General features: G+C 67.0%; 14 protein-coding genes. 11 read left to right on the forward strand and 3 right to left on the reverse strand.

The window, feature by feature from the left end; genetic code table 11:
- The first annotated feature begins 144 nt into the window (after positions 1-144).
- The 10 genes from ileS to ACQR1L_RS01475 all read left to right on the forward strand — a co-directional run bounded on the left by ileS (position 145) and on the right by ACQR1L_RS01475 (position 12,039).
- The gene (ileS, locus tag ACQR1L_RS01430; RefSeq protein ID WP_434856144.1) at positions 145-3,156 is read left to right on the forward strand and encodes an isoleucine--tRNA ligase; all 3,012 of its coding nucleotides are present in this window, start codon (positions 145-147) and stop codon (positions 3,154-3,156) included.
- 211 nt (positions 3,157-3,367) lie between these two features.
- Positions 3,368-3,865: a signal peptidase II gene (lspA, locus tag ACQR1L_RS01435; protein ID WP_434856145.1), complete on the forward strand. Its 498-nt coding sequence runs from the start codon at positions 3,368-3,370 to the stop codon at positions 3,863-3,865.
- Between the two features lie 184 nt (positions 3,866-4,049).
- The gene (locus ACQR1L_RS01440) at positions 4,050-4,745 is read left to right on the forward strand and encodes a hypothetical protein (RefSeq protein ID WP_434856146.1); all 696 of its coding nucleotides are present in this window, start codon (positions 4,050-4,052) and stop codon (positions 4,743-4,745) included.
- A 177-nt stretch (positions 4,746-4,922) separates the two neighbouring features.
- Positions 4,923-6,308, forward strand: a complete 1,386-nt coding sequence (locus ACQR1L_RS01445) for a M16 family metallopeptidase (protein ID WP_434856147.1) — start codon at positions 4,923-4,925, stop codon at positions 6,306-6,308.
- The gene (locus tag ACQR1L_RS01450) at positions 6,308-7,687 is read left to right on the forward strand and encodes a M16 family metallopeptidase (protein WP_434856148.1); all 1,380 of its coding nucleotides are present in this window, start codon (positions 6,308-6,310) and stop codon (positions 7,685-7,687) included. The genes ACQR1L_RS01445 and ACQR1L_RS01450 overlap by 1 nt, the downstream gene beginning before the upstream one ends.
- Positions 7,688-8,242: 555 nt before the next feature.
- Positions 8,243-8,662, forward strand: a complete 420-nt coding sequence (gene arfB, locus ACQR1L_RS01455) for an alternative ribosome rescue aminoacyl-tRNA hydrolase ArfB (protein WP_006610408.1) — start codon at positions 8,243-8,245, stop codon at positions 8,660-8,662.
- A 457-nt stretch (positions 8,663-9,119) separates the two neighbouring features.
- Positions 9,120-9,437 carry a c-type cytochrome gene (locus ACQR1L_RS01460; RefSeq protein ID WP_434856550.1) on the forward strand — a complete coding sequence of 106 codons (318 nt, stop codon included), beginning with the start codon at positions 9,120-9,122 and terminating at the stop codon, positions 9,435-9,437.
- Position 9,438: 1 nt separating this feature from the next.
- Positions 9,439-9,834 carry a VOC family protein gene (locus ACQR1L_RS01465; protein ID WP_434856149.1) on the forward strand — a complete coding sequence of 132 codons (396 nt, stop codon included), beginning with the start codon at positions 9,439-9,441 and terminating at the stop codon, positions 9,832-9,834.
- Positions 9,835-9,883: 49 nt separating this feature from the next.
- A complete protein-coding gene (locus tag ACQR1L_RS01470) occupies positions 9,884-10,432 on the forward strand; it encodes a gluconate 2-dehydrogenase subunit 3 family protein (protein WP_434856150.1) in 549 nt (182 codons plus the stop codon).
- 38 nt (positions 10,433-10,470) lie between these two features.
- Positions 10,471-12,039: a GMC family oxidoreductase gene (locus tag ACQR1L_RS01475; protein ID WP_434856151.1), complete on the forward strand. Its 1,569-nt coding sequence runs from the start codon at positions 10,471-10,473 to the stop codon at positions 12,037-12,039.
- A 222-nt stretch (positions 12,040-12,261) separates the two neighbouring features.
- Here ACQR1L_RS01475 and ACQR1L_RS01480 read toward each other — a convergent pair whose 3' ends face one another.
- Complete coding sequence (locus tag ACQR1L_RS01480; protein WP_434856152.1) at positions 12,262-12,573, reverse strand: ribbon-helix-helix domain-containing protein; 312 nt, start codon at positions 12,571-12,573, stop codon at positions 12,262-12,264.
- Positions 12,574-12,735: 162 nt separating this feature from the next.
- Here ACQR1L_RS01480 and mutL point away from each other — a divergent pair, with 162 nt between their 5' ends.
- Complete coding sequence (mutL, locus tag ACQR1L_RS01485) at positions 12,736-14,586, forward strand: DNA mismatch repair endonuclease MutL (protein WP_434856153.1); 1,851 nt, start codon at positions 12,736-12,738, stop codon at positions 14,584-14,586.
- A 206-nt stretch (positions 14,587-14,792) separates the two neighbouring features.
- On the opposite strand, the gene rsmD is transcribed toward mutL, so the two are convergent.
- Together rsmD and ACQR1L_RS01495 are read right to left on the reverse strand one after the other, a co-directional pair.
- Entirely contained in the window at positions 14,793-15,347 is a 555-nt protein-coding gene (gene rsmD, locus ACQR1L_RS01490) for a 16S rRNA (guanine(966)-N(2))-methyltransferase RsmD (RefSeq protein ID WP_434856154.1), read from the reverse strand.
- A gap of 231 nt (positions 15,348-15,578) precedes the next feature.
- Complete coding sequence (locus ACQR1L_RS01495; protein ID WP_434856155.1) at positions 15,579-17,684, reverse strand: pseudouridine synthase; 2,106 nt, start codon at positions 17,682-17,684, stop codon at positions 15,579-15,581.
- Positions 17,685-17,768: the final 84 nt, after the last annotated feature.

Consider the following 17,768-nt stretch of genomic DNA (forward strand, 5'->3'; position numbering starts at 1 on the left):
GGCGCACCATCGGCATTAGCGGCCCGGCTTCCGCCTGAGCTTTTCGAGCTCGGCGCAAGACCGGGATGTCTCTGCTCGTTCCGCCGCCCGCGATCGCAGATCGCGCTTCCGCGCCCCTCTTTGAGCTCATCAAGCCAGATCCCCATGTCCGACAAGCCGCAAAAATCCGACGCCCAAAAAGCCGACAAGGACTATTCGAAAACCCTCTATCTGCCGCAGACGGAATTCCCGATGCGCGCCGGCCTGCCGCAGCGCGAGCCAGAGCTGCTGAAATATTGGAACGACATCGACCTCTACGGCAAGCTGCGCGCGACCGCGAAGGGACGGCCGAAATTCGTCCTGCATGACGGCCCGCCCTACGCCAACGGCAACATCCATATCGGGCATTCGCTGAACAAGATCCTCAAGGACGTCGTGACCAAGAGCCAGCAGATGCTCGGCCACGATTCCAACTACGTGCCGGGCTGGGACTGCCACGGCCTGCCGATCGAGTGGAAGATCGAGGAGGAGAACTACCGCAAGAAGGGCAAGACCAAGCCCGACTTCCGCGACTCTGCCGCCATGGTCGCGTTCCGCCGCGAATGCCGCGCCTATGCCGAGCATTGGCTCAACGTGCAGCGCGAAGAGTTCAAGCGTCTCGGCGTGATCGGCGACTGGGACCATCCCTACGCCACCATGACCTATCCGGCCGAGGCCCAGATCGCGCGCGAGCTGATGAAGTTCGCCGCCAACGGCACGCTGTATCGCGGCTCCAAGCCCGTGATGTGGAGCGTGGTCGAGAAGACCGCGCTGGCCGAGGCCGAGGTCGAGTACGAGGACTATCAGTCCGACACGGTGTGGGTGAAGTTTCCGGTGACGTCGCCAGCGCATGGCGCGCTGGCCGGCGCCTCGGTCGTGATCTGGACCACCACGCCCTGGACCCTGCCCGGCAACCGCGCCATCTCGTTCTCGCCCAAGATCGCCTACGGCCTCTATGAGATCACCGACGCACCGGCGGACAACTGGGCGAAGGCCGGCGACAGACTGATCCTGGCCGACGCGCTCGCCGACAGCGTGTTCAAGCAGGCGCGCATCACGAGCTACGCCAAGCTGCGCGACATCCCCGGCGACACGCTGGATGCCGTCGAATGCGCCCATCCGTTCAAGGGCCTCGCAGGCGGCTACAATTTCGTCGTGCCGCTGCTGTCGGGCGAGCACGTCACCGACGACACCGGCACCGGCTTCGTGCACACCGCCCCCGGCCACGGCCGCGAGGACTTTGACGTCTGGATGGCGAATGCGCGCGAGCTCGACGGCCGGGGCATCGCCACCACGATCCCCTACACCGTCGACGAGAACGGCGCGCTGACCGATCACGCGCCGGGCTTTACGGGAAAACGCGTCATCAACGACAAGGGCGAAAAGGGCGACGCCAACGAGGCCGTCATCAAGGCGCTGACCGACGCCGGCCAGTTGCTGGCGCGCGGCCGTCTGAAGCATCAGTACCCGCATTCCTGGCGCTCCAAGAAGCCGGTGATCTTCCGCAACACGCCGCAATGGTTCATCGCGATGGACAAGGACATTGCGGACCACGGCCAGGCGAAGTCCGGCGACACCCTGCGCGCGCGCGCGCTGCGCGCGATCTCGGTGACGCAATGGGTACCGGCCGCCGGCCAGAACCGCATCAACGGCATGATCGCCAACCGCCCGGACTGGGTGATCTCGCGCCAGCGCGCCTGGGGCGTGCCGATCGCCGTGTTCGTGCGCGAGAAGGGCGACGGCTCGGCCGAGATCTTGCAGGACGAGGCGGTGAACGCCCGCATTGCTGACGCCTTCGAAAAAGAAGGCGCCGACGCCTGGTACGCCGACGGCGCGCGCGAGCGCTTCCTCGGATCCCGCGCCAACGAAGACTGGAAGAAGGTCGACGACATCTGCGACGTCTGGTTCGACTCCGGCTCGACCCACGCCTTTGTGCTGGAAGACCCCGTGCACTTCCCCGGCCTCGCCGGCATCAAGCGCAAGGTCGATGGCGGCCGGGACACGGTGATGTACCTCGAAGGCTCGGACCAGCATCGCGGCTGGTTCCACTCCTCGCTGCTGGAGAGCTGCGGCACGCGCGGCCGGGCGCCGTATGACGTCGTGCTGACGCACGGCTTCACGCTCGACGAGAACGGCCGCAAGATGTCGAAGTCGCTCGGCAACACCATCGAGCCGCAGAAGGTCATCAAGGATTCCGGCGCCGACATCCTGCGGCTCTGGGTCTGCGCCACCGACTATGCCGATGACCAGCGCATCGGCCCGGAGATCCTGAAGAACACCATCGAGACCTACCGCAAGCTGCGTAACAGCATCCGCTGGATGCTCGGCACCTTGCACCATTACAAGCGCAACGAGGCCGTCGCGTTCGCCGACATGCCGGAGCTGGAGCGGCTGATGCTGCATCAGCTGAGCCAGCAGGCGGAGGTGATCCGCCGCGCCTATGCCGCGTTCGACTACAAGACCGTGATCGCCTCGCTCGCGGCGTTCATGAACACCGAGCTGTCGGCGTTCTATTTCGACATCCGCAAGGACACGCTGTATTGCGACCCGCCGTCCTCGGTGGCCCGGAAGGCGGCGCTGACCGCGATCGACCTGATCTGCGACGCCATCCTGAAATGGCTGGCGCCGGTGCTGTCCTTCACCACGGACGAGGCATGGCGGATGTACCGGCCGGACGCCGAGCCGTCGGTGCATCTGACCTTGTTCCCGGACGCGATGGACGGTTATCGCGACGAGGCACTCGCCGCGAAATGGGAGACCATCCGCAACATCAGACGCGTCGTAACCGGCGCGCTGGAGCTCGCCCGCGCCGCCAAGACCATCGGGTCCTCGCTCGAGGCCTCGCCAATCATCTACGTCGCCGACCGCGCCCTGCTCGGCACCTTGTTCGACACCGACCTCGCCGAGGTCTGCATCACCTCGAACTACGAGGTCCGCGAGGGCGACGCGCCAGCCGAGGCGTTCCGGCTGGATGCGGTGCCGGGTGTGGCGGTGGTGGTCGAGAAAGCCGTCGGCAGGAAGTGCGCCCGCTCCTGGAAGATCCTGGAGAGCGTCGGCGAGGACAAGGACTATCCCGACGTCTCCCCGCGCGACGCGAAGGCGCTGCGCGAATGGAAGGCGCTGGGGGTGAGCGCTTAATGGACCCGATCTCTGTCCCCGAGCGCGGTGCGCTCCCTCGCCCCGCGTGCGGGGAGAGGGCGGGGGTGAGGGGGACTCTCCACAGACCGAGCTCGTGGAGAGTCCCCCTCACCCGGATTGCATCTCCGATGCAATCCGACCTCTCCCCGCAGGCGGGGAGAGGTGAGGACCTGCCGCGTACGCGCTGTGACGATCCCACGGCCACTCTGCAATGACCGCCCGCCTCCGCCTCGGCCTCCTCGCGGCCCTCGCCACACTCATCATCGACCAGGCCACCAAGCTGTGGCTGCTCTACGGGTTCGATCTGCCGAACCGCGGCACTGTCAAGATCACGCCGTTCTTCGATCTCGTGCTGGCCTGGAACATCGGCATCAGCTTCGGCTGGCTGCAGAACGACTCGCCGCTGGCGCAATACGGTCTGATGGCGGTGAAGGTGGTCGCGGTGATCGCGCTGGGCATCTGGATGCTCAGGGCGGAAACCAAGCTGGCGACGCTGGCGCTCGGCCTGATCATCGGCGGCGCGATCGGCAACGGCATCGACCGGCTGGCGTTCGGCGCCGTGGTCGATTTCGCGCTGTTCCACGTCCAGATCGGAGGCACGGTCTACAATTGGTACATCTTCAACATGGCCGATGTGGCCATCGTTGCCGGGGTGGCGGGCCTGCTGTATGACTCCTTCTTCGGGAGCTCCGCCGCAAAAGCGCCCTGATCCAGGTCGATACCGGCCGGTGCCGATCCCCGGGGTGACTTGGGGTCAAGAGCCTGACGTTCTTCACGTTTTCGAGATCGGCGCGATGACCGGACGGCCCCTGGGGGCGCGGGTTATTCAGACGATGGAGTCGCGGCCGGTTCGTCGGAGCACGACCACTGGACAAGCGAGGACAGGGAAAGCCATGCGCAAGACCGAAGTCAGCGGCCGGATCGTGAGCCGCCCAGCCATTCGCGCCCTGCGCCTTTCGGCAGTCGTGCTCGGCATCGGCGTCATCATGGCCACGGGCGCGGCCCGTGCCCAGGAGGACGAGGAAGACGACAAGACCTTCGAAGAGAAGATCATCGACAACGTGATGCGCGGCCTCGGCGGCACCAACATGGAGACGCCGACCATCAATTACCGCGAGCGCTCGCCGCTGGTGGTCCCGCCCAAGCTCGATCTGCCGCCGCCGGCCTCCGCGGCCCAGGCAACCGCGCCGAACTGGCCGAAGGACCCCGACGAGCAGCAGCGCCGCGCAGCCGCCGCCGCACGTAAGAAGGACAACAAGGATCCGGTCGCCGCCTCGCGTCCGCTGACCCCCGCCGAGATGCGCGCCGGCCGCACGGCGTCCGCCAAGTCGACCGAGCCGATCCAGCCCGGCGTCAGCAACAACCCGATGATGAGCCCGTCCCAGCTCGGCTTCAAGGGCGGCCTGTTCGGCATGTTCAAGGGCACGGACACCGAGACCAAGCAGTTTACCAGCGAGCCGCAGCGCGAAAGCCTGACCCAGCCGCCGCCGGGCTACCAGACCCCCTCGTCCAGCTATGCCTATGGCACCGGCAAGATGGAGCCGATCGGCGGCAAGCAGCTGGACATCATGACCGGCAAGGAACGGTGACGGCGGCGACCGCCTCACCTTCTCCGGGGATGCCGGCTCAAGCCGGCGTTAGCGAAATTTAATGTCTTGCGGCGGCAGCATGTCGCCGTTTTGTGACGCCGGGCGCCGTCCCGCGCGGTGTAGCATGCTGCGCTCAAACCCGATCGCCCCGCCCTCCCGCGGGCTTTCAGAAGGATCATGATGTCCTCGCACCGGTTCATTCCCGTCGCCGCCGCACTCGTCTCCCTGTTTGCGTTCACGGCCGGCGCTTCGGCGCAAACGACGTTCGCCTCCGAGCCCCCCGCCAGCTTCACGCTTCCCAACGGCCTGCAGGTCGTCGTCATCCAGGATCACCGCACCCCCGTGGTGACGCAGATGATCTGGTACAAGGTCGGCTCGGCCGACGAGACGCCCGGCAAATCGGGCCTCGCGCATTTCCTCGAACACCTGATGTTCAAGGGTACCGAGAAACATCCGGCCGGCGAGTTCTCCAAGACCGTGCTGAAGATCGGCGGCAATGAGAACGCCTTCACCTCGGTCGACTACACCGGCTATTTCCAGCGCGTGCCGCGCGACCAGCTGCCGAAGATGATGGAGTTCGAGGCCGACCGCATGACCGGCCTCGTGCTCAAGGACGAGAACGTGCTGCCCGAGCGCGACGTCGTGCTCGAGGAGTACAACATGCGCGTCGCCAACTCGCCGGAGGCCCGCCTCAACGAGCAGATCATGGCGGCGCTCTACGTCAACCATCCCTATGGCCGTCCCGTGATCGGCTGGAAGCCGGAGATCGAGAAGCTCAGCCGCGAGGATGCGCTGGCGTTCTATCGCCGCTTCTATGCACCCAACAATGCGACGCTGGTGATTGCCGGCGACACCGACGTCAACGAGGTTCGTCCGCTCGTCGAAAAGACGTTCGCGAAGATCCCCTCGCAGCCCGACATCCCCGCCCGCCGCATGCGGCCGCAGGAGCCGGAACCGGTGGCGCCGCGCACCGTCACGCTCGCTGATCCGCATGTCGAGCAGCCTTCGATGCGGCGCTTCTATCTGGTGCCCTCGGCCACGACCGCAGCGCCCGGCCAGTCGGCCGCGCTCGACGTGCTGGCGCAGCTGATGGGCAGCGGCAGCAACTCCTATCTCTACCGCGCGCTGGTCGTCGACAAGCCGCTCGCAATCAATGCCAGCGCGTCCTATCAGGGCACCTCGCTCGATCCGACCCAGTTCTCGATCGCGGCCTCGCCGCGGCCGGGCGTCGAGTTCGCCCAGGTCGAAGCCGTCGTCGACAGCGTCATCGCCGAGCTCGCGCAGAACCCGGTGCGCGCCGAGGATCTCGAGCGCGTCAAGACCCAGCTCATCGCGGAAGCGATCTACGCCCAGGACAACCAGGCGACGATGGCGCGCTGGTATGGCGGCGGCCTCACCACCGGTCTCAGCATCGAGGATATCCGGAGCTGGCCGGACCGCATCCGCGCCGTCACCGCCGAGCAGGTCCGCGCCGCCGCGCAGACCTGGCTGCAGAAGAAGCGCTCGGTCACCGGCTATCTGATCAAGGACAATGCGGCCAAGCGCGAGGAGAAGCGGTCGTGATGAGCACAATGAGCTTCGCCCGCCGTTTCGCCTGCACGCTTGCCGTTGCCGCTGCCGCGCTCACGCTGGCACCGGCCGCGCAGGCCGCGACCAAGATCCAGCGCCTGGTCTCGCCCGGCGGCATCGAGGCCTGGTTCGTTCAGGACGCCACCGTCCCCTTGATCGCGATGGAATACGCCTTCCAGGGCGGCGCCTCGCAGGATCCCCAGGGCAAGCCCGGCGTCGGCAATCTCGTCGCCGACCTGCTCGACGAGGGCTCCGGCGATCTCGATTCCAAGACCTTCCACGAGCGCCTCGACCGCCGCGCCATCGAGCTGTCGTTTCAGGTGTCGCGCGATCAGTTCCGCGGCTCGCTGCGCATGCTGCGTGACAACAAGGACGAAGCGTTCGACCTGTTGCGCACGGCGCTGACCTCGCCGCATTTCGACAGCGCCGATGTCGAGCGCATCAAGTCGCAGGTGCTTTCGGGGCTGCGTCGCGAGACCACAAACCCGAGCTCGCTCGCGGGCCGCAAATTCCTCGAGCTCGCCTTTCCGAACCATCCCTATGGCCGTCCCGCCAACGGCACGCTCGACAGCGTGCCGAGCATCTCCGTCGACGATCTCAAGGCCTATGTCGGCCGCGTCCTCGCCAAGGACACGCTGAAGGTTGCCGTCGTCGGCGATGTCGATCCGGCGACGCTCGGCAAGCTGCTCGACCAGACCTTCGGCAGCCTGCCGGCCAAGGCGCAGTTGACCCCGGTGCCAGACGTCGTCGCCACCAAGCCGCCGCAGCGCGTGCTCGTCTCGCTCGACGTGCCGCAGACCGTGATCACCTTCGGCGGCCCCGGCATCCGCCGCCACGACCCGAACTTCATGGCGGCCTATGTCGTCAACCACATCCTCGGCGGCGGCGGCCTGTCGTCGCGGCTGTACAAGGAGGTGCGCGAGAAGCGCGGCCTCGCCTACTCCGTCTATGACGCGCTGCTGTGGATGGATCACTCGGCCCTCTTCATCGGCAACACCGCGACCCGCTTCGACCGCGCCAGCGAGACCATCGCCGCGGTCGAGGGCGAGATCCGCCGCATGGCCGAGGAAGGTCCGACCCAGCAGGAGCTCGACGAGGCCAAGTCCTACATCAACGGCTCGCAAATGCTGGCGCTCGACACCTCCTCCAAGCTGGCGCAGGCGATGCTGCAGTACCAGCTCGACAAGATGCCGATCGACTACATCGAGAAGCGCAGCGAGATCGTGAATGCGGTTACGCTCGACGATGCCAAGAAGGCGGCCAAGCAGCTCTGGAGCCAGGGCCTGCTGACGGCGGTGGTCGGCCGCACGCCGCAGGCGGCGGCCGAGCCGGCGCAGGCGCCGGTCACCGCGCCGGTGACGAAGACGAACTGAGCGGAGGCGACGCCGCATCACACCTCGGTGCGGTTGACCACAGCTGCCACAACACAAATGGTGTCGTCCCGGACAAGCCGCGACGCGCGGAGCGCGGCGGGGCGCCGATCCGGGACCCATCCCCCCAGGGAGGGGTTTGAGCACGCCGGTCGTTGGCACTTCCCATCATCATATCTGCTGCGGCGTATGGGTCCCGGGTCGCCGCCTTCCGCAACGCTTCGCGTCACTGAAGGCTTGCCCGGACGACAGCTTTCGTTGCTGGCCGAGCTGCGCCCCACCCACAGTCGTCGTCCCGGACAAGCCGCGACGCGCGAAGCGCGGCGTGGCGCCGATCCGGGACCCATACGCCGCAGCCGAAATGATGCGAAAGGCGGTCATGACCAGCCTACCCCAAACCGCTCCCTGTGGTTATGGATCCCGGCGTTCGCCGGGATGACAGCGGAGGTTTTGGTAGCGTCGCGGCACCATCATAAATCTGGTCACTGCCCACCCGCGCACACCGCCGCTAAACCCGCTATGGTGCCCACGAAAGCCTTCGAATCCCCCTGGTGCCCCATGCTGCGGATCTCCCGCGACCTTGCCATCGACGAGAACGACATCGAGATCTCGTTCGTCCGCGCCTCCGGCCCCGGCGGCCAGAACGTCAACAAGCTGTCGACCTCGGCGCAACTGCGCTTCGACACCAGCCGCATCACGCTGCCGGAGGATGCCGCCGCACGGCTCGCCCGTCTCGCCGGCCAGCGCATGACCAAGAACGGCGTCATCGTCATCCAGGCCGAGCGCTTCCGCACCCAGGAGCGCAACAAGGCCGATGCGATCGAGCGCCTCGTGACCTTGCTGCGCGAGGCGATGGTGCGGCCGAAGGTCCGCCGCCCGACCAAGCCGACCTTCGGCTCCAAGCAGCGCCGTCTCGAAGGCAAGAAGCTGCGCAGCGACGTCAAGGCCGGCCGCGGCGCAAGACGTTTCGACGATTAGTTGGCCGGCCTTGAGCTTGTCACCCAATCCCGTCATTCCGGGGCAATCGTCGATGCGCGTTTGCGCATCGGCGATTGAACCCGGAATCTCGAGATTGTTGGAAACGAACGCAAGCCAAGCTCGAGATTCCGGGTTCAAGGCCTGCGGCCTTGCCCCGGAATGACGATCGGTGTGGCGCTTAAGATAGATTCGTACAGAGCCGCCCGTACAACGTCGCCCCCCTGATGACAGCACGATGAGTCTGCACTGCTGACTCATCTCCCGCGCTGCAACGAGCCGCGCCTGCTTTGTTCTCGCTGAAACAGCCGGCTACTACCACGCCACATCGGCTGCAACCTACTCTCAGAAAAAACGAGAGCGAGGATCGATGTCGGGATGGCGTGCGGCGCGGCTTGCGCCTGTTTTTGTCGGGCTGTTTTGCAGCGCGGTGCTCGGCACCACGATCGCCTCCGCGCAGATGGCACTGCCCTCGCCCAAGCCCGCCGATGGCGCCACCTTGTTCAAGCAGCAATGCGGTGTCTGCCACACGCTGAGCAGCACCGAGCCGATGCGACAGGGACCGCCGCTGTCGAAGATCGTCGGCCGCCGCGCCGGTTCCGTCCAAGGCTTCCGCTATTCCGCCGGCTTCGCGAAAGCCGACTTCACCTGGGACGAGGCCAAGCTCGACGCCTGGCTGACCAACCCGCAAGAGCTGATCCCCGGCGCCGTCATGGCCTACCGCCAGGCCAAGCCCGACGTCCGCGCCGCGATCATCAACTATTTGAAGGACAATTGAGATGGCCAAGCCCGTTCACTCCATGATCCGCGTCTTCGACGAGACCAAGGCGCTCGACTTCTACAAGCGCGCCTTCGGCCTGGAGATCGCTGACAACCTGCGCTTCGACGGCTTCGCCCTGATCTATCTGCGCCATCCCTCGTCGCCGTTCGAGGTCGAGCTGACCGTCAATTTCGACCGCAAGGAGCCGTACACGCTCGGCGACGGCTACGGCCATCTCGCGGTCGTGGTCGACGATGTCGATGCCGAGCACGCCCGCTTCGAGCGCGAGAACCTGGCGCCCGGCCCCTTGCGCGACTTCAAGCACAATGGTGCGACCTTGGCCCGCTTCTTCTTCGTCAGCGATCCCGACGGCTACAAGATCGAGGTGATCCAGCGCGGCGGCCGCTTCGGCTGAGCCGCAAGACCACGGAATTACAAATAAAAATCACACGGAGGAAACTGCCATGAGAGAAGTCGATCGCCGTAACAAATACGACCGCCGCGTCTTCCTGAAGGGCGCGGCAGCGACAGTGCCGGCCGCCGCCGTCGCCTCCGCGACCGGCGTCGGCGTCACCGATGCCTGGGCGGAGGATGCCAAGGCGCTGACGCCGGCGACCTTGAAGACGCTGGTGAAGGTCGCGCGCGACATCTATCCGCACGACTTCCTCGCCGACCGCTACTACATCACTGCCGTCAAGCCGTGGGACGGCAAGGCGGCGGAAGATGCTGCCGTCAAGGCGATGATCAATGACGGCATCGCCCGGCTCGACCAGGACGCCAGGGATCGCCACAAGGTGCCCTATGCGCAGGTGCCGTGGGAAACCGACCGCGTCGCGCTGCTTGTGGGCATCGAGCAGACCCCTTTCTTCAAGACGCTGCGCGGCGATCTCGTGGTGTCGCTGTACAACCAGAAAGAGCTCTGGCCGAAGTTCGGCTACGAGGGCTCCTCCGCCGAGCATGGCGGCTACATCAACCGTGGCTTCTCCGACATCGACTGGCTGCCAAAAGCCTGACGCCGGCGAACAACAACGAGAACACGGAGGAAACCACAATGGCAAAATTCGATCTGAACGATTCGAGCGTGGTCGTGATCGTGGGCTCGGGCGCCGGCGGCGGCACCCTGGGCAACGAGCTCGCGCAGAAGGGCATCAAGGTCGTTATCCTGGAGGCCGGCGGCCGCTACGAGATCCCCGACTTCATCAACGACGAATGGGAGAGCTTCACCCAGCTCGCCTGGACCGACATGCGGACGACGTCCGGAAGCTGGCGCGTGGCGAAGGACTTCGCCAATCTGCCGGCCTGGATCGTGAAGGCGGTCGGCGGCTCGACGGTGCACTGGGCCGGCGCCTCGCTGCGCTTCGAGGAGCACGAGTTCAAGGCGCGCACCACCTATGGCGGCGTGCCGGGCACCACGCTGCTCGACTGGCCGGTGACGCTCGCCGAGATGGCGCCGTGGTACGCCAAGGCCGAGTTCAAGATGGGCGTGACGCGCACCAACGACATTCCCGGCCTGCCCGGCAACAACAACTTCAAGGTCCTCGAAGCCGGCGCCAAGCGGCTCGGCTACAAGACCGTGCACACCGGCAACATGGCGATCAACTCGCAGCCGCGCGACGGCCGCGGCGCCTGTCAGCAGATCGGCTTCTGCTTCCAGGGCTGCAAGTCCGGTGCGAAATGGTCGACGCTCTACACCGAGATCCCGAAGGGCGAGGCCACCGGCAATCTCGAGGTCCGCTCCGGCTGCATGGCGATCAAGATCGAGCATGACGCCTCCGGCAAGGTGACCGGCGTGGTCTATGCCGATGCCGACGGCAAGATGCAGCAGCAGAAGGCCCGCATCGTCGCGGTCGCCGGCAACTCCATCGAGAGCCCGCGGCTTCTGCTCAACAGCGCATCCAACCTGTTCCCCGATGGCCTTGCGAACTCCTCGGGCCAGGTCGGCCGCAACTACATGCGGCACATGACCGGCAGCGTCTACGCGACGTTCGAGAACCCCGTGCACATGTATCGCGGCACCACGATGGCCGGCATCGTCCGTGACGAGGCCGCGTTCAACCCGAAGCGCGGCTTCGTCGGCGGCTACGAGATGGAGACCTTGTCGCTCGGCCTGCCGTTCATGGCCGCGTTCCTCAATCCCGGCGCCTGGGGCCGCAGCTTCACCGCGGCGATGGAGACCTATCCGCGCATGGCCGGCATGTGGCTGGTCGGCGAGGACATGCCGCAGGAGACCAACCGCATCACGCTCGATCCGGTCGCCAAGGACAAGTTCGGCATGCCGGTGGCCTCGGTGCATTTCGACGATCATCCCAACGACGTCGCGATGCGCGCCCACGCCTACAAGCAGGGCTCGGCGATCTACGAGGCCGTCGGCGCCACTGTGACCTATCCGACCACGCCCTATCCCTCGACGCACAATCTTGGCACCAACCGGATGAGCGAGAAGGCGAAAGACGGCGTCGTCAACAAGTTCGGCCAGACGCACGACGTGAAGAACCTGTTCGTGTCGGACGGCAGCCAGTTCACGACGGGTGCGGCGTGCAATCCGACGCTGACCATCGTGGCGCTGGCGATCAGGCAAGCCGACTACATCGCGGGCGCGATGCAGAAGAAGGAGATCTGATTACGATCGATATGGTGGCGCAAAAGTCTTGCGGCGATCTCGGTCAGCACCTCCCCCGCTTGCGGGGGAGGTCGCATCGCATCGAAGATGCGATGCGGGTGGGGGAACGCTCAGCAAAAATTGCTGATGATGGAGCTCATACGGCAAAGACTATCCGTGGGGCGCCCCCACCCCGCCCTCCCCCGCAGGCGGGGGGAGGGAGACGAGAGACTGGTGGCGTGGCTACTCCGCCGCGTCCATGATCGCAGCCGCGGTGAACTCCGGCATCGCCGCGCTCGCCTTCGACCGATAGATCAGACAGGAGCACCGCAGCAGCGACGCGAAATTCTTCACCTCGCCGTGATGGTCGAGCACCTCGGCATACAGCGTGGTCACGAATTTGGCGACGCTCATGCCTTCCTTCGCCGCGATCTCCTCAAGCGTGTCCCAGAACGCCATTTCGAGCCGGATCGACGTGCTATGGCCGCCGATCCGCAAGGAGCGGGTCTGCGACTCATAATCGCGCTGAGGCTGGTGTGCGAACAGACGGCACATGGACTTCCTCCGGCAGATTGTGATTTTCGCGAAACGATATACTGGCCCCGCCCGCCTCACAATCCCGTTGGAGAACGTGGCTTTCGCCTGCCGCACTGCATAAAAAACGCTATTCTCACGGCGCCGCGTCCCTTCAAAATCCAAGCCACCCAAGTTCAAGTCATGCCCGTCCGCCAACTCCCCGAACAGGTCATCAACCGCATCGCCGCCGGCGAGGTGGTCGAGCGGCCTGCGAGCGTGGTCAAGGAGCTGGTCGAGAATGCGATCGATGCCGGCGCCCACCGCATCGACATCTTCACCGATGGCGGTGGCCGGCGAAAGATCGCCATCACCGATGATGGCGGCGGCATGACATCAGCCGATCTTGCGCTCGCGGTCGAGCGTCATGCGACGTCGAAGCTCGACGACGAAGATCTGCTGCAGATCCGCACGCTCGGGTTCCGCGGCGAGGCGCTGCCGTCGATCGGCTCAGTGGCGCGGCTGTCGATCACGACGCGGCACAGAAGCGAGCCGCATGCCTGGGGCATCACGGTCGATTGCGGCGACAAGTCAGAGATCGTACCGGCGGCGCTGAATCAAGGCACCCGCGTCGAAGTCGCCGATCTTTTCCACGCGACGCCCGCGCGGCTGAAGTTCCTCAAGACCGACCGCACCGAGGCCGAGGCGATCCGCGAGGTGGTGCGGCGGCTGGCGATGGCGCGGCCCGACATCGCCTTCACCATCGCCGGCGAGGAGCGCGCGCCGGTGACCTGGGCCGCCGCGCTGCCCGGCGCGCCGGGACAATTGACGCGGCTCGGCGATATCCTCGGCGCCGACTTCCGCAGCCATGCGATCGCGGTGCGCAGCGAGCGCGATCATGTCGTCGTCGAAGGCTTCGCCGCGGCGCCGGCGCTGACGCGCGCCAATGCGCTCGGCCAGTATCTGTTCGTCAACGGCCGCCCGGTGCGCGACAAGCTGATCCTCGGCGCGGTACGCGCGGCCTATGCCGACTATCTGCCGCGCGACCGGCATCCGGTGGTGGCGCTGTTCGTCACGCTCGATCCGCGCGAGGTCGACGCCAACGTGCATCCGGCCAAGACCGAGGTGCGCTTCCGCAATGCCGGCCTGGTGCGCGCGCTGATCATCCACGCGCTGAAGGAAGGCTTGGCGCGCGAAGGCCGCCGCACCGCGGCCAATGATGGCGGTGCGACCATCGCGGCGTTCCGCCCGGCATTCTCGCCGCCGCGGCCGAACGCTGCGCCGATGAACTGGGACTGGCAGCGCTCGCCGTCGGCGCCGGTGGCGCCGATGCCGCTCTATGACGATGCGGCTGCGGGCCCGGCAGCATTCTCGTCTGCCGCCTTCGCCGAGCCGATGCAGTCGGCGTTCGACGTCGGCGGCCCGCGCGCCGATTTGCGCCTGCACGAGCAGCCGGCCGCGCCCGACCTGCTCGACCGTCCGCTGGGCGCGGCGCGCACTCAGATCCACGACACCTACATCGTGGCGCAGACGCGCGACGGCCTCGTCATCGTCGACCAGCACGCCGCGCACGAGCGCATCGTCTATGAGCGCCTGAAGTCTTCGCTTGCGACCCACGGCGTGCAGCGGCAGATCCTCTTGATCCCCGATATCGTCGAGCTCGACGAGGCCAACGTCGAGTCGCTGCTTGCGCGAACCGATGAGCTCGCCTCGTTCGGGCTCGCGATCGAATCCTTCGGCCCCGGCGCGGTCGCGGTGCGCGAGACGCCGTCGCTGCTCGGCAAGGTCAATGCGTCGGCGCTGCTGCGCGATCTCGCCGAGCACATGGAGGAATGGGGCGAAGCGCTGCCCTTGGAGCGCCGCCTGATGCACGTCGCCGCCACCATGGCCTGCCACGGCTCCGTCCGCGCCGGCCGCCGCCTCAAGCCGGAAGAGATGAACGCGCTGCTGCGTGAGATGGAGGAGACGCCGAACTCCGGCCAGTGCAACCACGGCCGCCCGACCTATGTCGAGCTCAAGCTCGCCGACGTCGAGAAGCTGTTCGGGAGGAGATAGCGACGCTCGAGGCCTCGACGATGGCTACAAATCCGGTGTCGTCCCGGACAAGCCGCAGCGGCGCAAAGCGCCGCGGAGGCGCCGATCCGGGACCCATACGCCGCAGCAGCCGTGAGGAAAAAGAACGGGGTGGCGAGCAGCCTGCCTCCCAACGTGATCCTGTGGTTATGGGCCCCTGCGTTTGCAGGTGCGACACCGAGCGAGGATCACGAGCGGCGCAGAAACACGAATTCCGTGTCGTCGTAGGCGCGCCGCTCGAGCTCCTCGAACCCGTCTGGCGCCTTGAACGCCGCGGCCTTGGACTCCTCAACAACCAGCAGCGCCGATGGCACCAGCCAGCCGCCATCGCGCAACGACACCAGCGCCGTCTCCGCCAGCCCCTTGCCATAGGGCGGATCAAGAAACACCAGCGCAAACGGCTCGACCGGATGCGCCGGGCCGAGATTGGTGGCATCACGGCGATACACCTTGGTGACGCCGCCCAGGCCAAGCGCCTCGACATTGTTGCGCAACAGCGCCCGCGCCTCGGCGCCATTGTCGACGAACAGGGTGAACTCAGCCCCGCGCGACACCGCCTCGATGCCGAGCGCGCCGGTGCCGGCAAACAGATCGAGCACACGCGCGCCCGCGATCGGATTGTCGTAGGCGTGCACCAGGATGTTGAACAATGCCTCGCGCAGCCGATCCTGCGTCGGCCTGATATCGCGCGACGCCGGCGACGCGATGTTGCGGCCCTTCAGCCGTCCCCCGACGACACGCATCACGCGCCCTTGCGCGGATTGATGAAGCGAGGTTTGGACGTGCGGGCACGGCGCCACTCCCCTCCCCCTTGCGGGGAGGGGTTGGGGGTGGGGGTGCCACGAACGCGAATCTTTCCTTGGCCACCCCCCTCCCCAACCCTCCCCCACAAGGGGGGAGGGAGAGGAAAGACCACCCGAGCGTCAGCGAGGAGCGCTGCCCTCGCGGCATACATCGCAGCCGGCCGCATCGCCCTACTCGTCGTCCCGCGGAGCGATATCACGCTTGCCGTGATAGCCGCGCTTCGGCCGCTTCGGCGGGCCGGGGAAGCGCGCCTCGGCCTCGTGGCGCTCGCGGGCCTCCTCGCTGCCGGTGCGCTGGACGAGGACGCGGCGGCCCTTGCGGTCGGCGACGACCTCGCGCTTCGGCTTGGGCTTCGGATCCGGCAGCGGCTCGCGATTGCTATTGCCGGCCGGCCCGAGATCGGCGCCGGACTGCGCGATGACCTTCTCGCCAAGCTGCTCGCGCAGCACCCGCGTCTTGACCTCCTGCACCTCGCCCTCCGGCAGCTCCAGGAGCTGGAACGGACCATAGGAGACGCGGATCAGGCGGTTCACCTCGAGGCCGAGATGCGCCAGCACATTGCGTACCTCGCGGTTCTTGCCCTCGCGGATCGCCACGACGAGCCAGACATTGGCGCCCTGGTCGCGCTCGAGCGTGGCTTCGATCGGACCATACTTCACGCCATCGACCTCGACACCAGCGGCGAGCTGGTCGAGCTGTCCCTGCGTGATCTCGCCATGAGCGCGGACACGGTAGCGCCGCGTCCAGCCGGTGTCCGGCAGCTCGAGCACGCGCGCGAGACCGCCGTCATTGGTCAGCAGCAGCAGGCCTTCGGTGTTGAAGTCGAGCCGGCCGATCGAGATCAGCCGGGGCAGTCCCTCCGGCAGATTGTCGAACACCGTCGGGCGGCCCTCGGGGTCGCTATGCGTCGTCATCAGCCCGCGCGGCTTGTGATACAGGAACAGCCGCGTCCGCTCGCGCTCCGGCAGCGGCGCGCCGTCGACCTTGATCTCGTCGTTCTCGGTGACGTCGAGCGCCGGCGAGTTGATGATGCGGCCGTTCACGCTGACGCGGCCCTGCGTCACCATCTCCTCGGCGTCGCGGCGCGAGGCAAGGCCGGCGCGGGCCAGCACCTTGGCGATGCGCTCGCCGGTCTTGCCGGGCTTCGGCGCCTCGTCGGGCACGACGCGCTTGCTGCGCTTCTCCGTCTCAGGCTTGCGCTCGCGGTACGGGCCGCGGCCGCCGAACGCCGGGCGCTTGGCGAAGATCTCGCCGTCGTTCTCATTGTCGCGGCGCGGCCGATCGCCGAACTCGCGGCGCTCGCTGCGCGGATGCTCCTGCCAGTCGGTGCGGCCCTCGGGACGGCGGCGCGGCTTGTCGAAGCCCCGGTCGTCGCCGCGATCACGCGGACGATCGAATTTCGGCCGGTCGAACTTCGGACGATCCTCACGGGTGCGGTCGGACCGCGGACGGTCGTAGCTGCGGCCGCCCTCGCGCGGCGGACGCGCGCTCCGCTCGCCATCGGTATCGCGCTTCTGCCACGGCTTGCTTTCACCCCGCGGCGGTCGGTCGCCGAACTCCTTGCGCGGACCACGTGCGCCGCCGCCAAACTTTCGCTCGCCGCGATCCCCCTCGGCGCCGCGCGAGAACTTGCGCTCGCCGCCGAACTTGCGCTCCGGACGATCACCTCCACGCGACGGACGGTCACTGAAGCTACGCGCGGGCCGGTCGCCGCGATCGCGCGCGCCCTCGCCACGCGGCGTATACGGACGCTTCTCACCGTCACGCTCTCGCGGCGCGTAAGGCTTGCGCTCGCCGAACTTGCGCTCCGACGACCGCCCCGCAGGACGGGCCTCGTCGCGGCCGGCACGCGGCGTATAGGGGCGCTTCTCACCACCGCGCTCATCACGATCGAATTTCGGCCGGTCGCCACGCGGCTTGAAGGCGCGCTTCTCACCATCGGCGGCCCGGGCGGGGCGAGCGGCATAGGGCCGGTCGCCGCGCGGACGCTCATCGCGATTGAAGCGCGGCTTGTCGCCAAAGGATTTCCGCGGCGCATCGCCGTCGTCGCGCCGGCGCGGCGCGCGGCCCTCGTCGAACGAGCGCTTGTCGCCGTCGCGCTTGGCAAAGCTCTTGCCGCCGTCCTTGGCCCCGAAACCGCGCTTGGCGAACTTCTTCTCAGGCCCGCGCGCGGCGCCCGAGCGTCCCTTAGGTCCCTTGGCCCCCTCGGACCGCCCTCGCGGGGCGCCACCGCGGCGGCCGCGGGTATCGTTGTCTTTGTCGGTATCACGGGGCATGAAGGTCTCGCTTCGAGGTGCAGGACGCGGGGTGATACGCGCGCTCTGAGCAGCGCATGTCACGCGGGAAATCGGTGTCCGGTT

The sequence above is a fragment of the Bradyrhizobium sp. HKCCYLR20261 genome (genome assembly GCF_051168435.1).
Lineage (GTDB): Bacteria > Pseudomonadota > Alphaproteobacteria > Rhizobiales > Xanthobacteraceae > Bradyrhizobium.

Bases quoted from the DNA above. Each gene is read 5' to 3' on its own strand.
- ileS (WP_434856144.1), top strand. From the start codon at position 145: ATGTCCGACAAGCCGCAAAAATCCGACGCCCAAAAAGCCGACAAGGAC.
- lspA (WP_434856145.1), top strand. From the start codon at position 3,368: ATGACCGCCCGCCTCCGCCTCGGCCTCCTCGCGGCCCTCGCCACACTC.
- ACQR1L_RS01440 (WP_434856146.1), top strand. From the start codon at position 4,050: ATGCGCAAGACCGAAGTCAGCGGCCGGATCGTGAGCCGCCCAGCCATT.
- ACQR1L_RS01445 (WP_434856147.1), top strand. From the start codon at position 4,923: ATGATGTCCTCGCACCGGTTCATTCCCGTCGCCGCCGCACTCGTCTCC.
- ACQR1L_RS01450 (WP_434856148.1), top strand. From the start codon at position 6,308: ATGAGCACAATGAGCTTCGCCCGCCGTTTCGCCTGCACGCTTGCCGTT.
- arfB (WP_006610408.1), top strand. From the start codon at position 8,243: ATGCTGCGGATCTCCCGCGACCTTGCCATCGACGAGAACGACATCGAG.
- ACQR1L_RS01460 (WP_434856550.1), top strand. From the start codon at position 9,120: ATGGCACTGCCCTCGCCCAAGCCCGCCGATGGCGCCACCTTGTTCAAG.
- ACQR1L_RS01465 (WP_434856149.1), top strand. From the start codon at position 9,439: ATGGCCAAGCCCGTTCACTCCATGATCCGCGTCTTCGACGAGACCAAG.
- ACQR1L_RS01470 (WP_434856150.1), top strand. From the start codon at position 9,884: ATGAGAGAAGTCGATCGCCGTAACAAATACGACCGCCGCGTCTTCCTG.
- ACQR1L_RS01475 (WP_434856151.1), top strand. From the start codon at position 10,471: ATGGCAAAATTCGATCTGAACGATTCGAGCGTGGTCGTGATCGTGGGC.
- ACQR1L_RS01480 (WP_434856152.1), bottom strand. From the start codon at position 12,573: ATGTGCCGTCTGTTCGCACACCAGCCTCAGCGCGATTATGAGTCGCAG.
- mutL (WP_434856153.1), top strand. From the start codon at position 12,736: ATGCCCGTCCGCCAACTCCCCGAACAGGTCATCAACCGCATCGCCGCC.
- rsmD (WP_434856154.1), bottom strand. From the start codon at position 15,347: ATGCGTGTCGTCGGGGGACGGCTGAAGGGCCGCAACATCGCGTCGCCG.
- ACQR1L_RS01495 (WP_434856155.1), bottom strand. From the start codon at position 17,684: ATGCCCCGTGATACCGACAAAGACAACGATACCCGCGGCCGCCGCGGT.